The following is a 20294-nucleotide window of genomic DNA, read 5'->3' as shown; positions in this document are numbered from 1 at the left end:
CGGTATCAATGCCGCGCACATTTTAACTCTGTTTTACCCGGCGTTTTTCAGCACTGATTATTAGCATTATTTTGCTCAAGAAGCTGAAGGAATTCACTGAAATCAACGAATGTTTCAGGGATTGGCCCAAGACGTTTACCGATATCTAATGTAGTCATTTCGGTTAGATCTTCTTTTTCTAATTTGAAGTCGAACACATCAAAATTCTCTTTAATTCTTGATAACGTTGTAGATTTGGGGATCACAATCATGCCGTTATCAATGTGCCAGCGGATAACGATCTGCGCGGGTGTTTTACCATACTTGTGTGTCAGATGTTGAATCAGTGGATTATCAAATACATTTTCGCCACCTTGTGCTAGAGGACTCCAGGATTCGGTAACGATATGGTGTGTGGCATTCCAGGCATGGAGCTGACGTTGCTGTAACAATGGGTGCAACTCAATTTGATTAATGACGGGATAAACGCCGGTTTCATTGATCAGTCGCTGGATATGTTCAGGTTGGAAATTAGAAACGCCGATACTGCGAATAAGCCCCTCTTTTTGCAATTCAATCAATTGTCGCCAGGCGCTGACATATTGATCTTGCGGTGGCGCAGGCCAGTGGATCAGGTAAAGATCAACATAATCCAGTTGCAACTTCTCCAGACTTTCTGCCAAGGCGGCACGGACATCATTATGTCTGTCATTCCATAATTTGGTTGTAACAAAGATATCTTCACGGGGGATATCTGTTTCTTGTAATGCGTTGCCTACGCCTTTCTCATTGTTGTAGATAGCGGCGGTATCAATTGCTCGATAACCGATATCTAATGCAGCATGGATTGTTTCTGCTATCTGTTGGTCATCTGCGGCCCATGATCCAAGTCCCAATTGTGGCATGTGATTCCCATCAGCAAGTCTGATGATAGGTTGATTATCCATTACTAACTCCTATAAAAAGGTAGACTTAAAATATCAGTTAAAATCATGGCGATTGATATTAAGTTGATATTAAGAGTAATTGAAGAAAGTAATACAATTGGCGTGATCTAAGCCATGATTGTGATCAACACATGGCCAAGTGCAAAGATTAACCGGTTTGGTGATGCATCGATACCAAGAATATCACTTAGTGGTTGAGCCTTAGTTCACATAATGTTGGTACATTAAGTTAAGAATAAAAACCTTGCTGCTGATTGTAAACCACGATGACTTTTATTTACGTTTTGCCGCCGAGATTTTCTTATGGCGCCAATACATCAGCAGGGAGGCGCTTAAACCACTTAATAGCAGCACTATGGGTAAAATGATCAAAATGTTCATCACCAGATCCTGGTGATGCTTAATAAACGGGATCTGATTAAGGAGATAACCAAAACTGACCACGATGACGACCCATAGCAAGCCACTCAACCAGTTAAAAACTTGAAAGCGTTTACTATTAAGGCCGGATATACCAGCTAATGTTGGTAACAGAGTACGGATAAAAGCCAAAAAACGGCCAATCAGTAAAGCGGCCAGACCATGTTTGAAAAACAACTCGTTAGCTCGTTGGCGATACTGAATAGGAAGTTGCGCCAACCAATTCTTAACCCGTTTGGTATCACCAAGCCATAGCCCTTGGAGATAGCCAAGCCAGCAACCGAGACTTGCCGCTGTTGTTAATATAAAAACAGTTGGGATAAAACTCATGACTCCTTTGGCAATTAATGCGCCGGAGAGGATTAACAATGTATCACCGGGCAGAAAAGCGGCGGGTAATAAGCCATTTTCCAGAACCAGTGTCACGAATAGAATGCCATAGATAATCCAGAGAACATTGGGGTTGGCAAGTTTAGAAAAGTCATGCTGCCATAATGCCTGCATGATCTCGTTTAGTACTTCCATTGCTTATCCTGTGACTGTTATAAAATAAATTTATTTCATCTGTATATATAAAGTCAGTTTACAGTAAAAGTTTTGGCATGGCTTGACTTTATCCCTTATTGGGAGAAACTTATGGCTGATGTTCATTAATAAGTTTAGTGAAGAGTGGTGAATCAGTAGATTCTTTTAAAAGAGAACTCCAGTCATCTGGCGGGTGTCCCGCATTAAGCATTTCACCAAATACTTTGTAAGCGTCATGTTTATCGCCATATGCTCTTTTTGTTCTCTCGTCATTTACCCAGCCAAAGATAATAATTTTACTTTCGGCGTGGAAACGGAAAAAAAGACGGTATTGTTGGAAAAATGTTGCCCTGAACCAGTGTTTTCTTTTTCCACCTAATGTATCACCCAAGCGAAAGGCTATATTAGCTGGGTCACTGGGAATAATTTCAGTAACGAGTTTTATGATTGCAGCTAAGCGTTTTGCGTCATTTTTTTTCAGGTAGTCATTTGGATATTTCTGCTGAAGTTGTTCTACCTTATCTATTGCTTGTTTTAATTGTTCGATAAAGCACGGATGAGCAAAAAGAGCCCATCCATTTATTACACATACTCGATCGTACATAGTTCTTTACTCATCGTCATCAGATAATGGATTGTTCAGATCTATGTCTATTCCAGCGGTAAGTGACATCGCCCGGTTAATGAGTTGTTCATCTAATTGTTGTACTTGTTCAGGATATTTCTGAATGTCTTTTGCCAGAAAGTTCAGAAATGATTCCATGACAAGATCTTTTTCTTCTTCACTATTTTTACGACTGATAAGTACATCACCGGAAGATAAAATCTTATATGCGATACTGTCATGACCTGGTTTTAGCTTAAGCGCTTTACGAACAGACGTTGGGATAGTTGTCTGGCTGCGACTGGTAAGCTTGGATTCGGCGCCAACTTCGAACTCAACACTTGGTAATGCGTGCATATTTTTACCTCGTTATGCTGATTTAAGAATCTGTTTAACGAAGTGTAATGCAAATGCATTGTACTGGCAATATATCTATATTATCACTTCGTTATTACTTCCAAGTGTTAAGTTATTCAGTGTATTACATTGAATAACAATAAGATTAATCAACAGAAATTCGCTTAAACCCCTCAGTGAGATCATCAATCAAATCTTGAACATTCTCCAGCCCGACATGCAAACGGAACAGGGTGCCTGTTCTTTGTGGCGTCGTCCTTTGTGAAATATCGTACTGGCGCATGATTTTTATCTCTTCTGGTTGATAACCCAGAATGAGAGATTCAAAACCGCCCCATGAGAATGCCATTTTAAAGTGGTGAAAATTATCCAGATAATCCGTAAATTGCTGCGGAGTTAATTGCTCTTTTAATTGAAAAGAGAACAGGCCATTACTGCCGCTGAAATCGCGGATGAAATTCTTGTGGCCGGGGCAGGAAGGTAGAGCGGGGTGATAGACAGCGGCAACCTCAGTTCGTTGTTGTAGCCAGCGTGCGATTTCAAGACTGCTTTTTTCATGTTGTTTCAGACGAATGGCTAAAGTACGCAATCCTCGACTGGCCATATAGACCGTATCGGCATCTGCTATCTGTCCCATCAAATAGGAATTCTCTCTCAGTTGCGCCCAACAACGTTCATTAGCCACAGCAATACCTAACATTGCGTCTGAGTGACCAATAATATATTTGGTGCCTGATTGAATCGAAATATCGATGCCGAATTCTAGCGCTTTAAACAACACACCTGCCGCCCAGGTATTATCGATCATGATGACAATCTCTGGATTGACGCGTCGTACTGCGCGGACAATAGCGGGAATATCTTGTACTTCCATCGTGATGGAGCCAGGGGATTCAAGAAACACCACTTTGGTATTGGGCTTAATCAGCTCAGCAATCTCCTCGCCAATCATGGGATCGAAATATTCGGTGGTGATATTCATCCGTGACAATATCTTGTCACAGAAGCTTTGTGTCGGGTCATAGGTTGAACCGGTTAATAGAATATGATCGCCTGCGGCGGCAAAAGCGAGAATGGCATTACTAACCGCGGCAGCGCCAGAAGGGTAAAGCGAACAGCCTGCGCCACCTTCCAGTTCAGCCATTGCTGCTTGAAAAGAGAAATGAGTCTGTGTGCCGCGGCGGCCATAAAACAGTTCGCTTTTGCCCCGGTTTTGCGTCGCGTGTCTTTTGGCGGCGACAGAATCGAAGATTACCGATGATGTTCGCTGAATGATGGGATTAACTGCGCCTTGAGTAAATTTTGGGCTTCTACCTGCATTGACCAGTGAAGTTTCCAGTTTTTTTTCTGCCATGATCCATTGCCGCCTTTAACACTTCAATTTTTGAAATGGTGTAAAAAATAGAGTTAACACGTTAAAAGATTTAGCCCTTTTTGTACAAAAGGATTAAGACAACTTGACGAAAATTCATCTGATTACCTGCGAGTAGGGGCTGTTTAACTTTATTTTGTGAAGGGGTAATACTTTTTTATTAAACAATAATGATAATTACTATCAAATCACTTAAGGTTTGATATTATCAGCCTGCATGTTCATTCAATTTGGTGAAGATGAGTGAAGACTCAGTATAAATAAGGTTAGTGAGATGACGAAAAGTAATTCACTGCTAAATAACAAGGTTTATAGTAAAGGGAGTAAAGGCCAACTGATGCGAAATTTGACTGCTTCAATAATATTAGCGTTCGGGCTGACAGGTTCAGCATTGGCTGATACAGCACCAGCATCTGCAACAGATAACAAAACCACGACAAAAGCTGCACAGATTGCAGGGTCTACTCCAGCGACTACCCCGGCAGCGACGGATACAATTGCACCATCCGCAAATCAGATTGCGCCGCAAACGGCGTCTGCGACCGAGGCTACCCAAGTGACGCCGGTTGCAACGGATGAGGTTGCACCTAACGTTCCTGCTGATGAAGCTAACCTTTCTAGTGGCTTTGCTACCGATCTGTCTATTTGGGGCATGTATCAAAACGCCGATGTTGTGGTTAAGACGGTTATGATTGGTCTGGTGATTGCTTCTGTTATTACCTGGGCGCTATTCTTCTCAAAAGGTACTGAATTACTGGTTGCCGGCCGTCGTTTACGTAAAGAGCAATTGGCTTTGACGGAAGTTAAGAGCCTTGATCAAGCTACAGAAATTGCCGAAAGTTTTAGCAAGCACAGTATCAGCCGCTTGTTGCTGAATGAAGTACAGGCAGAACGTCAGTTATCTTCTGAGAGCGCTGACCTGAATAGCACGAAAGAGCGAGCTTCTTTCCGTCTGGAACGTTCCGTTGCGGCTATCAGCCGCCATATGGGGCGTGGTAATGGCTATCTGGCGACCATTGGCGCGATTTCTCCTTTCGTTGGTCTATTTGGTACGGTGTGGGGCATCATGAATAGCTTTATCGGTATCGCTCACTCACAGACAACTAACCTGGCGGTTGTGGCGCCGGGTATTGCGGAAGCTTTGTTAGCGACAGCGCTTGGTTTGGTGGCAGCGATCCCTGCCGTTGTGATTTATAACATCTTCGCCCGTATGATCGCTGCTTATCGTGGTCAGGTTGGTGACATGGCGGCACAGTCATTATTACTGCTTGGCCGTGATCTGGATTTAGCAAATAACAAGACAAGGTGATTTATGGCGATACGTCTTAATGAAAATTTGGACGATAGCGGCGAATTGCACGAAATCAACGTCACACCATTTATTGACGTGATGTTGGTGCTGTTGATTATCTTCATGGTAGCAGCGCCGCTGGCAACCGTTGATATTAAAGTGGATCTGCCTGCTTCGTCGGCAAAACCGCAGCCGCGTCCAGAAAAACCGGTATTCTTGACAGTTAAGGCTGATCGCCAGCTTTATGTCGGTGATCAACAGGTTGATCATGATACTTTGGCGGCGGTATTGGATCAGACTACTCAATCTAATAAAGAGACAACCATTTTCTTCCAAGCGGATAAAACCGTGGATTATGAAACACTAATGAGTGTGATGGATTCTTTGCGTAAATCCGGCTATCTGAAAGTGGGCTTGGTAGGGATGGAAGCAGTTTCATCGGGTTAATTGTCACTGACTCTTCCACTAAATAACCGCGCTGGAAAGCGCGGTTGAGATAGAAGAATAATTAATAAGAGCCTAATTTGAACAGAATGGGAAATAATCACGCTATCCTGGATCGATATGAAAACATCGAAATGACATTTACAGAATCTGTCCGATCATTAAGCTCATAAAGTGAACTATCGTTAGCTAGTTCAAGCAGCATTGGCACTGTAATTTTCAGACGCTTAGCTAATGTTTCAATATCAATACAAACATCATTAATAAGCACTTTTATTGCTCGATGAAATAATTCAGGTTTTTCGTGGGGAATAAGATAATCCTCTTTTTCCTCAATGGCTTCTCCCTTACGTTTAAGCCCCAAAAAAGCCGTTTTGTATTGGGTATCGGTTAAAAGGGAAAGCTGATGTGCCCGATAAATAATTGCTGCTTTACTTACTTTCCAGGTTAATTTGAACTCACTTAGGCCCCGCCAGTTGATTCTTCCGCTTATCGGGACAGGGAAATATTTAGCCATTGCACTTCGTGGTAAAAGTAGGGCAGAGGCAAATTGGTTGGCTTGAGATTCGGTTGTTCTGTCACCAGTAGATATTCCGCCGTGTAGCACAAGATGTCCAATTTCATGTGCAATATCAAACCGTTGTCGGCATGGTGACTTCTTGGCTGTATTTCTGACAATGAAAGGTCGATCTAACGGAACGGATAACGCGTCAACATCATCAGACACTGAGTCAAACGAGGTAACAAATGCACCTAGCTTTTCAGCTAGGCGTGTCACATTTTCAATTGGTCCAAATCCTAATCCCCAATCAATCCGACATTTTTCTGCTGCTCGTTCAACTCCTTCTGGGGAGTTTGCTTTTAATTCAGGAAATAACACTGGAGGTAAATTTAGGTTTTCTTCGAAAACGACGATTAATCGTCTATATAACTCAGCCTTTGCAAGTGCTGCTAATTTTGTTGCTACTCTAATTGCGCTGCGTTTACGGAAATGAACAATTTCTTCGTTCACAGGCGATTGTATTTGGGTTTCAAAAAATGCAGGAGTAACCTGCAATACAGTAGCTAATTCATTAGAAAGTTCATTAGTTGGCACAGCAAAGCCGGATTCCAGCCGCTGAATATATTGGCGGGTTTTATTAACCTGCTCAGCCACTTGCTCAAGAGATAGCTCGTGATACAGACGAGCTAACCGCAAATTAGAACCGTTGAACACTTGTCACCTACTACTTGTTGTTACGCTTGTTTTCTCTGGATTTATCAGGCATCGCAGCGCTGATAGGATCCAATTCGATTGTTACCGCAGATGGCGGTGTGTTGTCTGTAGAGTGCAGCATGGATATTTTACTGTTATCGTAAGTCCATTGAGACAACATTTCTTCATGCTCGTTGTAGCCGGCAAAATGAACCTGTGCGCCTTCACCTTCAAACTGGGGTTTTTCTACAATAAAGCGCCATATTGTAGGTATCGTGATTTCTGGCGCCCAGAGCTGATCTACATTGTTACGGCGAAAGAAGCCTGATTTTTTGGGAGTTTCTGGATCGTCAGTGAAAAAACGAAGTGGGATTGTTTCTATTTCGATAGTCGTATCCATACCTGGATTAGTTAGTTTCAGCCAATCATAAGTACCTTTCATACAGAGCTGAATAAGGCATTGTCTTTGGCGGCCAAATGTACAGGTTCCTCGGGTATAATTATCATCTAATGGTGTAGAAAGCTGCTCATAGGTGTGATCAAGCACATTGAGTAGCTCTTTTGCAATGATACTTAAACGTTCTTCACTTAACTGTGGATGGAATTCCCAAGGGTAGCGGATGTTTGGCATTTGCTGTTTTCTCTAAAGGTGCAAAAATTCAAGTTTGTCAATCTTGATGTTGGTGCAAATTTCTGATTTTGTCAACCTGATATCATATAAATTGTTTTTTGATGTACTTTATTACCACTTATATTTATTTCTTTTGGTTAATTGCTATCTAAATTCCATTTAATTTCCACTTATAACTGGAAAAAATTGACCTCCAAAGAGTGAATTAAAAAGTGTAGAGTGACTTTATTAGGGAAAATGGATAACCGATAAATACTTATTGAATTTTAGAGATAAATTGGATGAGTGTTCAATATGGTGAAAAATAATTTAGAGCCGATGGAAGTGACTAAAGAATTGTTATTAACCATCAGTGACAGGCTAAAAGAAATAGGGTCCTACACCACGAATATACAGCAACAAATGATGGAATCTCATGTGAAAGCGATGGTTCTGCGGGCGAAAACTGGTGAATTATTACCGGCAGTGGATAAATCTTTATTTACCGATATTTCACTGGAATCAATGCAATTAGCGGAACAAATAATAAATATGCTGCCCGGTTTAGCGATTGAAGAGGCTTGGTTGCTATCGGTTCATTTTGAGATTGCGCGTGCAAATAGCTAATGTTTTTGGAGACAGCATCAATGAAACAAATTGTTGTAGTGATTGGAGACCGTTTAGGTAAAGGGAAAAAATTGGCTGCGGGTGTTGAGGTTGCAGGAGGGAGAGCGATTAATTAATACCGTGATGCCAGTTATTAGGCGCACCGTCCTTTAGAGGCTATCGCAAAAGATAGCCTGGGGCGCAGTGTGTAAAATCATATTTGTTTGCTGTCATTTGAGCTAAACAGAACCCTCAGAACGGCTAATAATGCGCATCCTCCGCCGCTGACAGCGACGCCATACCAAGAAAAATGCCAGGCGGCGACAGCGCCTAAAGAGGAACCTATTGCGCCGCCGGCGAAATAACAGGTCATAAATACGGTATTTAGTCGGCTGCGGGCATCAGGTAATAATGTATATAACCGTGTTTGATTTGCTACTAAACCCGCTCTGCTGCCAAGATCCAATAGAATAATACCGGCGAATAAAAATAGAATACTGTGGTTTGTGCCGCTAATTAGACACAAGGCTAATATCACTAATAAAGCACCTGTGGCAACAATAGCTCTCCCACCAAAGCGATCTGTCAACGAACCTATTATTGGTGAAGCTAGCATTCCCACAATTCCCGTCAAACCAAAGAGACCTGTAATATCGCTTCCCCATCCGTAAGGTGGTTGGGAAAGCAATAAGGCCAGAGAACCCCACAGCGTATTAAAAGCGGCGAACAGTAAAAAACCGGATAATGCCGCTTCACGTAAAAGGGATTGTTGCTTTATTAATTTACCGAGTGAAATAAGAAGTTGGCTGTAAGTTATCGTATATGGTGTTTCTATTTGTGGCAATACAAACCAGACCAGAAAAAGCAGGCATATATCAATTAAAGCTGCCAATACAAACATTTCACGCCAGCCGAAATGTTCTCCGACTGCGCCGCTCAATGCCCGGGCAAGCAGTGCTCCGGCAAAAAGGCCGCTCATTAGATTGCCTACCGCTCGGCCGCGCTTTTCTGGGATTACCCAACCGGATACGGCTGGAATAATAATTTGTGCTGAAATAGAAGTTAATCCCACAATCAGGCTACTTATTAGAAAACATGTAAAATTCGGCGCTGTGGCACATAAGGTAAGGCTGATTATATTGCCAATTAAGAGGCAGAAAATAAGCTTGCGACGGCTTAGTGCATCTCCAAGCGGTCCAAAAAAGAGAAGCCCCATTGCGTAGCCGATCTGCGTTAATGTCGCTATCCAGCCAGATATTGAACCATTAACGTTAAAACTTGTCCCAATTACTGGCAATAATGGTTGATTATAATAAATGTTCGCTACAGCAAAACCGCAAGCAGCAGATAATAAGATAAGAGAAACGGAAGAAATAGGGTTTAGTTGAATTGCTGTATTTGACATGGGAACTCTCAGCATTTGGCCGGAATTATGATGAAATGATTTTGACACTATCCGCAGATTGCGAGAATGAAGAGAGCGAGCGAAGTTGTTTTGCGTAGAATGCAAAGATGATAGCGGTATTATGATGTTGTGTATTATTTGTAATATATACCCGTTATCTTTCAAACTGCCTCTTTGTTGGCTGCACTCACTCACCCCGGTCACATAGTTATCTATGCTCCCGGAGATTCGTTCCCTTGCCGTCGCGATGCATCTTGAAATCTATGATGCATCTTGAAATCTATAAGGTATATAAGGCGTTTGAATATTCGAAGGTAAAAATTGCGATGAAAGATTTATTACGTACCGATATGCTAGCAACATTCATTCATGTTGCCCGTTCACAAAGTTTTTCTGCCGTTGCTCGTTTGCAAGGTATGGCGGCATCTTCTATTACACGTCAAGTAGACAATCTTGAACAGATGCTAGAGACAAAACTATTCTTTCGTTCTACCCGTGGTTTATCATTGACTGATGCCGGTGAGATTTTATTTTCAAGGGCGCAAGGTATTATCAATGATCTTGTTGATGTTCAGGCTGAATTAGCGGCATTGAATGGCGAACCGCAAGGGGTATTACGTATAGCTTGTTTGCCAACCTTTGGGCGTCAACATATTATTCCGATGCTAGCAGAGCTATTTACTCAATATCCTAAAATTCAGGTTGAACTTGATCAAACCGAACGTTTAACTGATCCCGTCAGAGATCGTCTTGATGCCGTTATTCGTATTGGTGAATTAAAAGATAGCACGCTTTATTCAAAGTGCATCTCTACACAAACTTGGATTATTTGTGCCAGCCCAGGTTATATTCAAAGGCGTGGAACACCGACGTCATTTACCGAATTAAATAATCACTATTTGCTTGATAAACATCATGACCCCGCTGGCATTTGCTGGTCACGTTATCGGGATTCTATTAACTTCAACGATGAGAAAAGGATTCTTCGCAGCGATGACTTTGAAACATTGAGAATGGCCGCGGTGAGTGGATTTGGAATAGCGCTTCTGCCTAATTGGGTGGTATCCACAGATATTCGTTCTGAAAAACTAGTGCCTTTATTTAATGATCCAGATGGACGTAAAGAAGATATTTATTTACTGCGGGCACTTGCTCACCCGCCAGCAAAATTAACAGTATTTATGTCATTATTGCAAAAGAGGCTTGCCAAGACGATCTAGTCTAATCCGCCTGATATATATTAATGGTTTTATGCGATATTGTTTAATATAATTCACTCACTATATGATTTTATTGGGTGTTTTTTACTATGGTTATTAATATCAATTTATTATTGATGGATAGGTTGTTTGGTCCTGATTTTGTTAAATAAATCACAGGTTCTATTATTGGCGTAAATAATTATATCTATGTGATTGTTGATTGCTGTAATAAATTAAAATTAATAGGTGGTAATTTTAAGATATAGTTAAAGTTGATATTTAACTATTCTCTAAGTATCCGGCTCATTTATTGTTGTTGAGTTGTCATAGAAATATATTTATTCTTCTGTATTATTTTTGACTTATAGCAATATTATTCTTAATGAATATAGAGGTTTATTATGACTAAAATTTTTTCATTCAATAAAAATCACCGAGATTTATCCGCAGGGCATCACTCATTGCTTAAAGAAGTTAATGGTGTCAATGGCGTTCCTAAATCTTTGATGCCGGGTTTTCCTGATTTAGATGATCAATTTAATCAGATGGGAATTACCCATATTCGGCTTCATGATGGTTTTGGTATTGGCGATATGGATAATTATTTCCAGGAGGATAGAGTCAGTGATCGAAACCAAATAATTGTTAATGTCCCAGAAGAAAATAAACCCGCAGCTAAAAAACTGCTCATTGATATTTCAAATATCAGAAGCATTTTTCCCAATGCGGCGGCTGGAATGAGAAGTAATGATATTAGTCTTGCATTAAAAGAGGCTAATTATAAAATGACTGATGCTTATCTGCTAGATATTATGAATAATCAAGCTGATCTGAATCCAGATAATATTCAGCGACAAATCATGTTTCGTATTGCACGTTCCGGTGATGGTGGTTATGAAATACCAGAGGATTTTGATATCTATGCAATCTTGGTGAGCACGTTGGTGAATCGCTACGCTTTAAATTATTCCAGAATCGGTTTGCCAAGAAAAATAACTTACTGGCAGATTTGGAATGAACCTGATTTATTTTTCTTCTGGAATAGTAATGATCCTAAAAAATATTATGAATTATATGCAAAAATTGCAAGAATAATTAAAGCTGTTGATCCTTCGGTTAAAGTCGGTAGTGCAGGTATTGCGTTTGTTGATAGAGCACAAGAGGATTATCTTGATGGGTTTTTACGGTATTGTAGAGATAATAATGTGCCATTAGATTTCTTTTCTTGGCATGGATATGTTGAAACTGGAGACCCACAAAACATTATTGATTTGGGAAATAAGGTTCAAAAAGGTTTGCATACTTATGGTTTTACTAATACAGAAAGTTTTTGTACTGAATGGAATTCTTGTCCTATTGGAACAAAAAACACATATACAAAAGTGCAGGGCATTAAAAATGCGGCATATATTGCTTCCACATTTATTTATATGCAGTATATAAAAGCCGACAGAGCTTATTATTACCGAGGCGATGGTTTATCTTTTGGTTTGTTTAACAACCAGCCCAATCCTAAAAATCCAAGTGTTAAAAATTTCTGTACCTATTCAGCTCAATCTTTTTACCTGTTTGCCAAAATGTTCGAAACACCTTATATTTTGAGTGGTAATAGGGATTTCTCCACAGGTTTAACTGTTTTGGCAACTGAGAACGCCGAAGGCAATAAAATAAATATCCTTGCCGCAAATTATCAAGTTGATAAGAGTCTTGCCGATGGTAATGCGGCTCCTGATTATTTATATCAACAATACTATCTTGATGCTAGCCGAGCACTGAATCAATTAACAGATACCCAGAGTAAGAATAAATGGTTCGGTGGCGTTGATCCGACAACCATTCACGTTGATAATGCGGTGGTGCAACGTGAACCTGTTAAACCATTTCCGGGTAATAATCTGTTGAGCGCTAAAAATCGTGATTATGCTAATAGCGATCAGGGTGTTACCGTAGTAATTAACCATATAGGTTATAAAAAATTTAAGGTCAAAGCATACCGTATTCAAGAGGGTGGATCGCTGGCACAAATGACACCCCCGGAAGTGACTAACCAGATTAATGTATCTATCGCTAATAATAAATTAACGCTAGTGGATAAGGGAGCGAAGCCTGCAACGGTAACATTATATTCGTTGGAGCTAGAGAATAATTGATCTTATATACAATGGGAATATTATAGTGAATTTTTTCCATTAAATTAATCAATGTAAAATAAAATAATTTTAATCTGACAGGCTCTGAAAAGAGCCTGTTTAATAATGATTCATTGTAATATGTGTTAATGATTTTTTTTCACGATATTTTTCAATATAATTTACTCTCTATATGATTTTGTCATGTGCTATTTTGTTATTGTTATTAATACCACTCTTGGTTAATTGAGATATATTTTTTCTCTTTTAATGATTCTGTGGTTAAATAACTTACAGAGTCAATTTTATTACCGGAAATAATTGTATTAATGTAATTGTTTATTTAACTCAATAAATTCAAAGTAATAGATGGGAATTTTAAGGTGTAGTTAAAAGTGATATTTAATTGTTATCTAAGTCTTCCATTCATTTATTGTTATTGAATTGTCAGATAAATGTATTTATTCTTTAATATTGTTTTTGGGTTATAGGGATACAATTTCTTAATTAATATAGAGGGTATTATGACTAAAGTTTTTTCATTTAATAAAAATCATCGAGATCTATCAGCAGGGTATAATTCACGTCTTAAAGCGGTTAATGGCGTCAATGGTCTTCCTAAATCGATAGCGCCGGGTTTCCCAGATTTAGATAATGAATTTAATCAGATGGGAGTTACCCATGTCCGGCTCCATGACGGCTTTGGTATTGGGGATATAGATAATTATTTCCAGGTGGATAGAAAAAATAACCAAGATCAAATGATTATCAATGTACCGGAGGAAAAGAAACTCGCGGCTAAAAAGCTTGTTGCTGATATTGCAAATGTCAGAAGTATTTTTCCCAATGCGGCTATCGGGATGAGAAATCATGATGTGAATCTTGCATTAAAAGATGCCAATTATGAAATGACCGATACTTATCTGCGTGATGTTCTGAATAATAAAGCAGATGTGAATCCAGATAATATTCAGCGACAACTTTTTTTTCGTATTGGGCGTTCACTTGATGGCGGTTATGAAATACCAGAGGATTTTGATGTTTATGCAGCATTAGTTAAGGCCTTGGTAAATCGTTATGGTGTAAACTATGCTAGCATTGGGTTGCCGAGAAAGATAAGCTATTGGGAGATTTGGAACGAGCCTGATTTGATGTTTTTCTGGAATACGGATGAACCACAAAAATATTATCAATTATATGAAAAAGTAGTCAGATTAATTAAGGCTGTTGATCCTGATGCTAAAGTCGGTGGTGCAGGTATTTCGTTTAGTAATCATGCAGGAGGGCATTATATTGATGGATTTTTCCGATATTGTCGGGATAATCATGTACCGTTAGATTTCTTTTCCTGGCATGGATACGTTGATACTGGAGACCCGCAAAATATTATTGATATGGGTAATACGATTCAGAAAAGTTTGCATACTTATGGCTTTACAAAGACAGAGAGTATTTGTACTGAGTGGAACTCAACTCCTTTTGGATCGAGAAATACATTTACAAAAGTGCAGAGTCCTAAAAATGCAGCCTATATCGCCTCCTCATTGATTTATATGCAATATACCAAAGTTGACCTGGCTCATTATTATCGTGGGGATGGTTTATCTTTTGGTTTATTTAATGATCAACCTAATCCTAAAAACCCAAGCGTTAGAAATTTCTGTACCTATTCAGCCCAATCTTTTGGTCTTTTTGCTAGAATATTAAAAACACCGTATATATTAAGTGGTCAAAAGGATTTTTCAACTGGCTTAACGGTTCTGGCGGCTGAAAATAAATCGGGTAATAAAATTAATATCCTCGCAGCAAATTATAAAGTGGATAAGGGTTTTTCTGATGGTAGTGTACCACCAGTTCCGGCGGATTTATATCGACAATACTATTTGGATACGAGTCGAACATTAGATCAATTAACGGATACCTGTAGTAAGAATAAATGGTTTGGTGGTGTTGATCCGACAACCATTCAATCTAATAATGCGGTATTGCAAAAAGATCCGGTACAGCAACTTCCTGAAGATTCTCTTTTGAGACCTAAAACTCGCGATTATACTCATAGTGACCAAGGCGTTACCGTGGTGATTGATCATATAGGTTGCAAGAAAGTTAAAGTTAAAGCATATCGTATTCAAGAAGGCGGATCGCTGGCACAAATAACACCGCCAGAGGTGACTAACCAGATTAGTGTGTCGATAGATAATAATAAATTAACGTTGGTAGATAAAGGTGCGAAACCTTCAACGGTAACACTGTATTCATTAGAGCTGATTCATCATTAATTTTATATGCAGAGAAAATATTAGAATAGATTATTTTCTTTTTTCGTTAATAATTAGAGAATAAATTTATTCAGGCTCTTATAAGGGCCTGAATAATTAATTGAAATAAATTTTTCAGGTGTTTTTTATTAATAAATTAATAGTAATTATCTTTGTTTGGTTGTAATGTGATATATGTTTTTAATATGTATTATGATTTTATTGAATTAGACTATATACCCTATGGATTTCAAGATGCATCGCGACGGCAAGGGAGCGAATCCCCAGGAGCATAGATAACTATGTGACTGGGGTGAGTGCAGCCAACAAAGAGGCAACTTGAAAGATAACGGGTATATTATTAACGCCGGTTTTATCCAGCGTTAATAATTCATGTATTTAATAAATTTGTAAGATTATTTTGGATAAAAATCTTGGGATAAAATCTGCTCCATATTCCAGATACAGGATTCAGGAAAAACATCCAACCCGGTTTCATCAGCAGCAATTGCAACTGCATCAGACCATGCGTCGTCTAACCACTCTTTATCTGCCAGACATCCCTTAAGGCTTGGCGTCTTATCAATACGTCGTGACAGAGATTTTCGTTGCTCTTTGATGGTTCTTTGCCAACTAGAGCCGCGACGGCCTGGTTGAAATTGCCATTTCAGAAGGTGAGTCAGTAGAACGGCCAGCCGACTTGCCAGCTCGCGTTTTTCACTTTTACCCACGTCTTCTATCTCCTCGGCAATGTTTTCTATATCTATCTGACTCAGCTTACCACTACGTAGTAACGCTGCTTGTTCATTAGCCCAAGCTACCACGTCGGTTTCATAACGAGTTCCCATGAAAGCCTCCGATTTGGATTATCTGTACAACATAAATAGATTCGTTCTGTGTGCAGTGTGTCAAAGAATTATAGTGCCGTCAAAACAGGGGCATCATTGAAAGATAGGGATTGGTTACTCTTTATTATTTGTGGTGAGTTTTAATTAACTCTGCTTTCAGTGTGGGTTGCAAAATGTTTGAAAGTAATCATTGTTGATTGCTTTGTTTTGATGGAGTAAAGTCATCGTATATGATTACAAGGATGCTGATATGAAATTTACCGTAACGGTAATTGGCGCCGCCCGTAAGGAGTTAGGAAGACTTCCTGTAGGGTTATAGGTCGCGCTTGTTGATGCAATGGAAGCACTCGAAAATTCAGGACCGGAGCTCAGGGAACCAAGAGTGAGGGATGTAGGCAATGGACTGAAAGAGTTGAGAGTAAGTGCCCGTGAAGGTATTGCGCGTGGATTTTTCTTCTTTCATACGGGCAGACAAATTTTTGTAGTACATGTTTTGCAGAAAAAGACCCAGAAGACACCTAAAACGTCACTGGAACTGTCCCGGGAACGAATGAAAGTGGTAAAGAGGATGCTGGAATGAAAATGAACAGTGATGATTACGATTTCGTTACGCTGTCTGATGTTAAGGCTGAGCTCCTGGCAACAACTGAAGGGCTAGAGGCATGGGATGATCTTCAGGCTCGCAAGGCTCTTGTCCAGCAACTCAAACTGGCGCGTAAAGCCTGCAAAATGACTCAGGAAGATGTTGCCTGTCGGATGGGAACCCAGAAACAGAATATCAGCCGACTGGAAAGAGGGGAGGTTGATCCTCAGTTGGGAACACTCAATCGCTATGCTGCTGTTTTAGGCGGACGATTTGTTTTTCAGGCCGATTGAATTCACTCACATGCTGGTAAGAGCAACCTGGTGGTTGCTCTCAGATTATTGACAAAGTGCTGATTTTTTATCCGGTACTTTGTTTTAATGAAGTTCCGTTCGCCAGACGGAGCTTGCCGCCATGTTAAGGACGCCGGCTCTCCAAACTTTCCCGCCAGAAACCCTCTCGCTTGACGAGCTGGGTATTGCGACCAACTCGTTTTAAATCACGTAATGCGCATTCAAGTTTGGCGAGTCTCAAAGGGCGGTCTGCTTGTGTGGTACTCGCTAAAATATCTTCCTGTTGGCGTTTGGTATGAGTGAATTCAATAGTACCCAGTGGAGTGTGATAAAGACCTTTTCGGCCTGTTGTCATCACGGTGAGTCTATCGATCAGGATCTGTGAAATAATGCCATATTCACTTAATGCTGATTCAAGGCTAACGTAATTGTATTCACCGCGTCGTAGAGCTTTGGCAATATGTTCAATGGTGTAACTATCGTGACTATGAGCAAGGTTAAACAGATAAATCCCGCGTACAGGTCGTGAAAGCATCGATTCTTTAACCAGACGATTTAAGCCCGCTTGGAGTGTTTTGGGGCTATCTTCAGGAAAGATTTTTCTGAGATCGGCAAGGGTGAAGACACATCGCCCTTTTTTGTCCCAGTCAATAAAACGTTTAAATGCAGTAGATTTATCCATAACTAAACAATAACTCTAGGTATTTATGGTTTTGATGTTCACTTGATTATAGTTATTTTAAGTAGACATTAAAGCACTATATTTATGGTTTTGATGTCTACTTAATGAATTTGGCCGAAATAGTGAAAGGGGTAAGTGTTTCGTTGATGTGGTTGAATTATTTTTTTAATATATTGATATTTAAGTAAATATTATAGTCCTATTTTATTTGTGTAGATTTTCATCGAAACCGCCGAGTAGGGTAGGGATTGGTTACTTTTCGCTATTTGTGGTGAGTTTTTAAATTTACCCCTTTTTCTGTCAAACGATAGCGCTGTAATGGGCTGCTAGGTTTTTCTGGATGGCTCATTTCAATTAATCCCGCTGCCAGCGCGGGTTGCAAATAGCGCTGACGGAATGAATTACGATCTTTTAATCCAAGGGCTGATTGCAGTTGCCCACGGTTCATTTCCCCTTTCAATACCATAATTAGTTGTTTAACTTGTTGGGTAGCCTGATGGGTAGCCTGATGGGTAGCCTGATGGGTAGATGTCAGAATTGCATCACGGATCATGTGCAGCATAAATTCAATGAATGGCGCACAATCAACAAGTTGGCTACTGAGATTGATTGCCTGATAGTAGTGGGCTTGATGTTCATAAATCAAACTTTCAACGGGAATAAATTCAAATATAGGGTTCCAGCGATTTAAAATTAGTGTTTGCCACAACCTGCCCATTCTGCCGTTTCCATCCGCAACCGGATGAATGAATTCAAATTCATAATGGAAAACGCAACTGGTAATAAGTGGATGAATATCGGTAGAAGCCAACCAATGAAAAAGGTCGCCCATGAGCTTTGGAATCCGGTTTGCCTGTGGCGCCATATGAATCACTTTTTCTCCATCCATCACACCGACGCCACCGTGCCGATAACTGCCGGCATTATCTAGCAATCCTTTCATCAGAACATAATGGGCTTCCAGTAAGTTTTGCTCTGATGTGAAATGCCAATAGTTAAGCTTTTCATAAGCCAAAATAGCATTACGCGCTTCTTGTATTTCACTGATTGGCGCAATGACTTGCTTTCCTTCAATAATGGCGGTGATTTGGCTCACATCAAGTAAGTTACCTTCAATTGCCAGTGAACCGTGAATGGCTAGTATCCGATTGATGCGTCTCAATCGCAGAGCTTTTATTTGTTCCTGCTCTGTGCTTAACCGCCCGATATTCTCACTGATTTCGGCAACTAATTGGATCATTTTAACTGTAATTGAGAAGGGGGGTTGATAGCCTTTGTTAGCTGAATTCATTGAATACCTTAATTGGCTTACCGTGGATAGCTTTAACGTTATTATTGGCTCTGGAAATAGGTTGATATTATCGCCAGTAAGGGGAAACGAGCAATAGACTGGCGATTATTGTATGAATTGTGTGATTATTTTTCTGCTTCGCCGCCGAGTGCTTCAATGGTGCTTTTAATCAATGCACTTAATTCACCGGTCATTAGAATAAAGTCAGCATCAAACCGTTGGGCAAAATCTTCTCGGTCAATGTCATCATTTTGTTCACGCAGCGTATCGCTGAATTTTATACGTTTGAAAGCACCATCATCTGACAACATAAATTGAATACGTTCTTCCCAATCGAGCGCTAGTTTAGTGACACATTTGCCGGCTTCTATATGTGTGGCGATTTCGTCAGAAACTAAGTCTTGTTTTTTACAACGGATAACGCCGCCTTCTTCCAGAATAGCTTTTAGTTCAGCTTCATCCATTAAAGCGAAACCTGTTGGTAAATCACCGGAGCGTACCCATTCTGTCAGGGTTAATTCTATTGGGTCTTTAAATGTCAGGGGAACAACAGGTAAAGAACCCAAGCTTTTTCTCAATAATGCTAAATTATCTTCGGCTCGTTTAGCGCTGGCAGCGTCAACAACGATCAGATTATTGGCGATATCGATCCAAATATAAGTTTGGCTGAATCGGCTAAATGCCCGTGGTAGCAGGGTATGCAATATTTCATCTTTCAGAGAGTCTTTCTCTGTTTTTTTAAGTTTGCGATGCTGTTCTCCTTCCAGTTTTTCAATTTTTGCTTGCAGTGCTTGTTTGATAACCGGTGAAGGCAACATCTTTTCTTCTTTACGGGCGCAAATCAGAATTTGGTTATTCGCGACATGGGTGAAGGCGTCACTGTGTGAACCCATTGGCGGCACCCAACCTGTTTTCGCCATATCTTGGCTACCACATGGGGTGAATGCTAACGGACTCAATTGTTTTTCCAGTTCATCCGCAGAAAGTGAAATTTCTCGGTTTAAACGGTAAATCATTAAATTTTTGAACCACAACATAAAATTACCCCATATTTTTGCTCAATGAGTCGGTGAGCATGACCAACATAAGGTAGCATGATAGCGAATCATAGGGATAAGCCCTAGTATATTGTATCAATTATCCTGATTAGCAGTTTTTCTTGTAAAGATATAGCTATTTGTAGCTCATAGGGGCCGTGCTTTTATTAGCGAATTATATAAGTATTAAACGTTGAGACACGCCGTGCTTACTTA

General features: G+C 40.0%; 20 protein-coding genes and 1 pseudogene. 9 read left to right on the top strand and 12 right to left on the bottom strand.

The window, feature by feature from the left end:
• Window positions 1-47 precede the first annotated feature (47 nt).
• The 5 genes from dkgA to metC all read right to left on the bottom strand — a co-directional run bounded on the left by dkgA (window position 48) and on the right by metC (window position 4186).
• Entirely contained in the window at window positions 48-926 is an 879-nt protein-coding gene (dkgA, locus tag TI10_RS07250) for a 2,5-didehydrogluconate reductase DkgA (RefSeq protein WP_049582640.1), read from the bottom strand.
• 273 nt (window positions 927-1199) lie between these two features.
• Complete coding sequence (locus tag TI10_RS07245) at window positions 1200-1871, bottom strand: DedA family protein (protein WP_049582639.1); 672 nt, start codon at window positions 1869-1871, stop codon at window positions 1200-1202.
• Between the two features lie 109 nt (window positions 1872-1980).
• On the bottom strand, window positions 1981-2475 hold the full coding sequence (locus TI10_RS07240) for a type II toxin-antitoxin system YhaV family toxin (protein WP_049582638.1): 495 nt from the start codon (window positions 2473-2475) through the stop codon (window positions 1981-1983).
• Window positions 2476-2481: 6 nt separating this feature from the next.
• Window positions 2482-2832: a type II toxin-antitoxin system PrlF family antitoxin gene (locus tag TI10_RS07235; protein ID WP_049582637.1), complete on the bottom strand. Its 351-nt coding sequence runs from the start codon at window positions 2830-2832 to the stop codon at window positions 2482-2484.
• 145 nt (window positions 2833-2977) lie between these two features.
• Complete coding sequence (gene metC, locus TI10_RS07230) at window positions 2978-4186, bottom strand: cystathionine beta-lyase (protein ID WP_049582636.1); 1209 nt, start codon at window positions 4184-4186, stop codon at window positions 2978-2980.
• Between the two features lie 355 nt (window positions 4187-4541).
• On the opposite strand from metC, the gene exbB reads away from it, so the two are divergent.
• Window positions 4542-5513 (top strand): tonB-system energizer ExbB, encoded by a 972-nt coding sequence (gene exbB / locus TI10_RS07225; protein ID WP_049582833.1) that lies wholly within the window; start codon window positions 4542-4544, stop codon window positions 5511-5513.
• Window positions 5514-5516: 3 nt separating this feature from the next.
• Window positions 5517-5942, top strand: coding sequence for a TonB system transport protein ExbD (exbD, locus tag TI10_RS07220; RefSeq protein WP_049582635.1), 426 nt, complete (start codon window positions 5517-5519; stop codon window positions 5940-5942).
• A gap of 97 nt (window positions 5943-6039) precedes the next feature.
• Here exbD and TI10_RS07215 read toward each other — a convergent pair whose 3' ends face one another.
• Both TI10_RS07215 and TI10_RS07210 read right to left on the bottom strand, forming a co-directional pair.
• Window positions 6040-7155, bottom strand: coding sequence for a helix-turn-helix domain-containing protein (locus TI10_RS07215; RefSeq protein ID WP_049582634.1), 1116 nt, complete (start codon window positions 7153-7155; stop codon window positions 6040-6042).
• Window positions 7156-7165: 10 nt separating this feature from the next.
• Complete coding sequence (locus TI10_RS07210; protein ID WP_049582633.1) at window positions 7166-7765, bottom strand: hypothetical protein; 600 nt, start codon at window positions 7763-7765, stop codon at window positions 7166-7168.
• A 294-nt stretch (window positions 7766-8059) separates the two neighbouring features.
• On the opposite strand from TI10_RS07210, the gene TI10_RS07205 reads away from it, so the two are divergent.
• Window positions 8060-8371, top strand: coding sequence for a hypothetical protein (locus TI10_RS07205; RefSeq protein WP_049582632.1), 312 nt, complete (start codon window positions 8060-8062; stop codon window positions 8369-8371).
• Window positions 8372-8391: 20 nt separating this feature from the next.
• Window positions 8392-8481 (top strand): annotated as a pseudogene (locus tag TI10_RS24885) (SFCGS family glycine-rich protein); the annotation flags it as partial.
• A gap of 83 nt (window positions 8482-8564) precedes the next feature.
• Here the strand turns inward: TI10_RS24885 and TI10_RS07200 are convergent.
• Window positions 8565-9755, bottom strand: coding sequence for an MFS transporter (locus tag TI10_RS07200; RefSeq protein WP_049582631.1), 1191 nt, complete (start codon window positions 9753-9755; stop codon window positions 8565-8567).
• A 326-nt stretch (window positions 9756-10081) separates the two neighbouring features.
• Here TI10_RS07200 and TI10_RS07195 point away from each other — a divergent pair, with 326 nt between their 5' ends.
• The 3 genes from TI10_RS07195 to TI10_RS07185 all read left to right on the top strand — a co-directional run bounded on the left by TI10_RS07195 (window position 10082) and on the right by TI10_RS07185 (window position 15365).
• Window positions 10082-10975, top strand: a complete 894-nt coding sequence (locus TI10_RS07195) for a LysR family transcriptional regulator (RefSeq protein ID WP_049582832.1) — start codon at window positions 10082-10084, stop codon at window positions 10973-10975.
• 383 nt (window positions 10976-11358) lie between these two features.
• A complete protein-coding gene (locus tag TI10_RS07190) occupies window positions 11359-13107 on the top strand; it encodes a GH39 family glycosyl hydrolase (protein WP_049582630.1) in 1749 nt (582 codons plus the stop codon).
• 503 nt (window positions 13108-13610) lie between these two features.
• Window positions 13611-15365 carry a GH39 family glycosyl hydrolase gene (locus tag TI10_RS07185; RefSeq protein WP_049582629.1) on the top strand — a complete coding sequence of 585 codons (1755 nt, stop codon included), beginning with the start codon at window positions 13611-13613 and terminating at the stop codon, window positions 15363-15365.
• Between the two features lie 395 nt (window positions 15366-15760).
• Here TI10_RS07185 and TI10_RS07180 read toward each other — a convergent pair whose 3' ends face one another.
• Entirely contained in the window at window positions 15761-16192 is a 432-nt protein-coding gene (locus tag TI10_RS07180; protein ID WP_049582628.1) for a DUF29 domain-containing protein, read from the bottom strand.
• A gap of 337 nt (window positions 16193-16529) precedes the next feature.
• Here TI10_RS07180 and TI10_RS07175 point away from each other — a divergent pair, with 337 nt between their 5' ends.
• Both TI10_RS07175 and TI10_RS07170 read left to right on the top strand, forming a co-directional pair.
• The gene (locus TI10_RS07175) at window positions 16530-16772 is read left to right on the top strand and encodes a type II toxin-antitoxin system RelE/ParE family toxin (RefSeq protein ID WP_074524933.1); all 243 of its coding nucleotides are present in this window, start codon (window positions 16530-16532) and stop codon (window positions 16770-16772) included.
• 2 nt (window positions 16773-16774) lie between these two features.
• The gene (locus TI10_RS07170) at window positions 16775-17068 is read left to right on the top strand and encodes a helix-turn-helix domain-containing protein (protein ID WP_139180511.1); all 294 of its coding nucleotides are present in this window, start codon (window positions 16775-16777) and stop codon (window positions 17066-17068) included.
• A 124-nt stretch (window positions 17069-17192) separates the two neighbouring features.
• On the opposite strand, the gene abiEi is transcribed toward TI10_RS07170, so the two are convergent.
• The 3 genes from abiEi to rdgC all read right to left on the bottom strand — a co-directional run bounded on the left by abiEi (window position 17193) and on the right by rdgC (window position 20078).
• The gene (gene abiEi, locus TI10_RS07165) at window positions 17193-17750 is read right to left on the bottom strand and encodes a type IV toxin-antitoxin system AbiEi family antitoxin (protein ID WP_049582626.1); all 558 of its coding nucleotides are present in this window, start codon (window positions 17748-17750) and stop codon (window positions 17193-17195) included.
• A 262-nt stretch (window positions 17751-18012) separates the two neighbouring features.
• The gene (locus TI10_RS07160; RefSeq protein WP_049582625.1) at window positions 18013-19041 is read right to left on the bottom strand and encodes a Fic family protein; all 1029 of its coding nucleotides are present in this window, start codon (window positions 19039-19041) and stop codon (window positions 18013-18015) included.
• Window positions 19042-19166: 125 nt separating this feature from the next.
• The gene (gene rdgC, locus TI10_RS07155) at window positions 19167-20078 is read right to left on the bottom strand and encodes a recombination-associated protein RdgC (RefSeq protein ID WP_049582624.1); all 912 of its coding nucleotides are present in this window, start codon (window positions 20076-20078) and stop codon (window positions 19167-19169) included.
• Between the last annotated feature and the right edge of the window lie 216 nt (window positions 20079-20294).

The sequence above is a fragment of the Photorhabdus luminescens subsp. luminescens genome, from assembly GCF_001083805.1.
In the GTDB taxonomy this organism is placed as follows: domain Bacteria; phylum Pseudomonadota; class Gammaproteobacteria; order Enterobacterales; family Enterobacteriaceae; genus Photorhabdus; species Photorhabdus luminescens.
This window is presented reverse-complemented; position numbering and strand designations above follow the sequence as displayed.

Bases quoted from the DNA above. Each gene is read 5' to 3' on its own strand.
- dkgA (WP_049582640.1), bottom strand. From the start codon at position 926: ATGGATAATCAACCTATCATCAGACTTGCTGATGGGAATCACATGCCA.
- TI10_RS07245 (WP_049582639.1), bottom strand. From the start codon at position 1,871: ATGGAAGTACTAAACGAGATCATGCAGGCATTATGGCAGCATGACTTT.
- TI10_RS07240 (WP_049582638.1), bottom strand. From the start codon at position 2,475: ATGTACGATCGAGTATGTGTAATAAATGGATGGGCTCTTTTTGCTCAT.
- TI10_RS07235 (WP_049582637.1), bottom strand. From the start codon at position 2,832: ATGCACGCATTACCAAGTGTTGAGTTCGAAGTTGGCGCCGAATCCAAG.
- metC (WP_049582636.1), bottom strand. From the start codon at position 4,186: ATGGCAGAAAAAAAACTGGAAACTTCACTGGTCAATGCAGGTAGAAGC.
- exbB (WP_049582833.1), top strand. From the start codon at position 4,542: ATGCGAAATTTGACTGCTTCAATAATATTAGCGTTCGGGCTGACAGGT.
- exbD (WP_049582635.1), top strand. From the start codon at position 5,517: ATGGCGATACGTCTTAATGAAAATTTGGACGATAGCGGCGAATTGCAC.
- TI10_RS07210 (WP_049582633.1), bottom strand. From the start codon at position 7,765: ATGCCAAACATCCGCTACCCTTGGGAATTCCATCCACAGTTAAGTGAA.
- TI10_RS07205 (WP_049582632.1), top strand. From the start codon at position 8,060: ATGGTGAAAAATAATTTAGAGCCGATGGAAGTGACTAAAGAATTGTTA.
- TI10_RS07200 (WP_049582631.1), bottom strand. From the start codon at position 9,755: ATGTCAAATACAGCAATTCAACTAAACCCTATTTCTTCCGTTTCTCTT.
- TI10_RS07195 (WP_049582832.1), top strand. From the start codon at position 10,082: ATGAAAGATTTATTACGTACCGATATGCTAGCAACATTCATTCATGTT.
- TI10_RS07190 (WP_049582630.1), top strand. From the start codon at position 11,359: ATGACTAAAATTTTTTCATTCAATAAAAATCACCGAGATTTATCCGCA.
- TI10_RS07185 (WP_049582629.1), top strand. From the start codon at position 13,611: ATGACTAAAGTTTTTTCATTTAATAAAAATCATCGAGATCTATCAGCA.
- TI10_RS07180 (WP_049582628.1), bottom strand. From the start codon at position 16,192: ATGGGAACTCGTTATGAAACCGACGTGGTAGCTTGGGCTAATGAACAA.
- TI10_RS07175 (WP_074524933.1), top strand. From the start codon at position 16,530: ATGGAAGCACTCGAAAATTCAGGACCGGAGCTCAGGGAACCAAGAGTG.
- TI10_RS07170 (WP_139180511.1), top strand. From the start codon at position 16,775: ATGAACAGTGATGATTACGATTTCGTTACGCTGTCTGATGTTAAGGCT.
- abiEi (WP_049582626.1), bottom strand. From the start codon at position 17,750: ATGGATAAATCTACTGCATTTAAACGTTTTATTGACTGGGACAAAAAA.
- TI10_RS07160 (WP_049582625.1), bottom strand. From the start codon at position 19,041: ATGAATTCAGCTAACAAAGGCTATCAACCCCCCTTCTCAATTACAGTT.
- rdgC (WP_049582624.1), bottom strand. From the start codon at position 20,078: ATGTTGTGGTTCAAAAATTTAATGATTTACCGTTTAAACCGAGAAATT.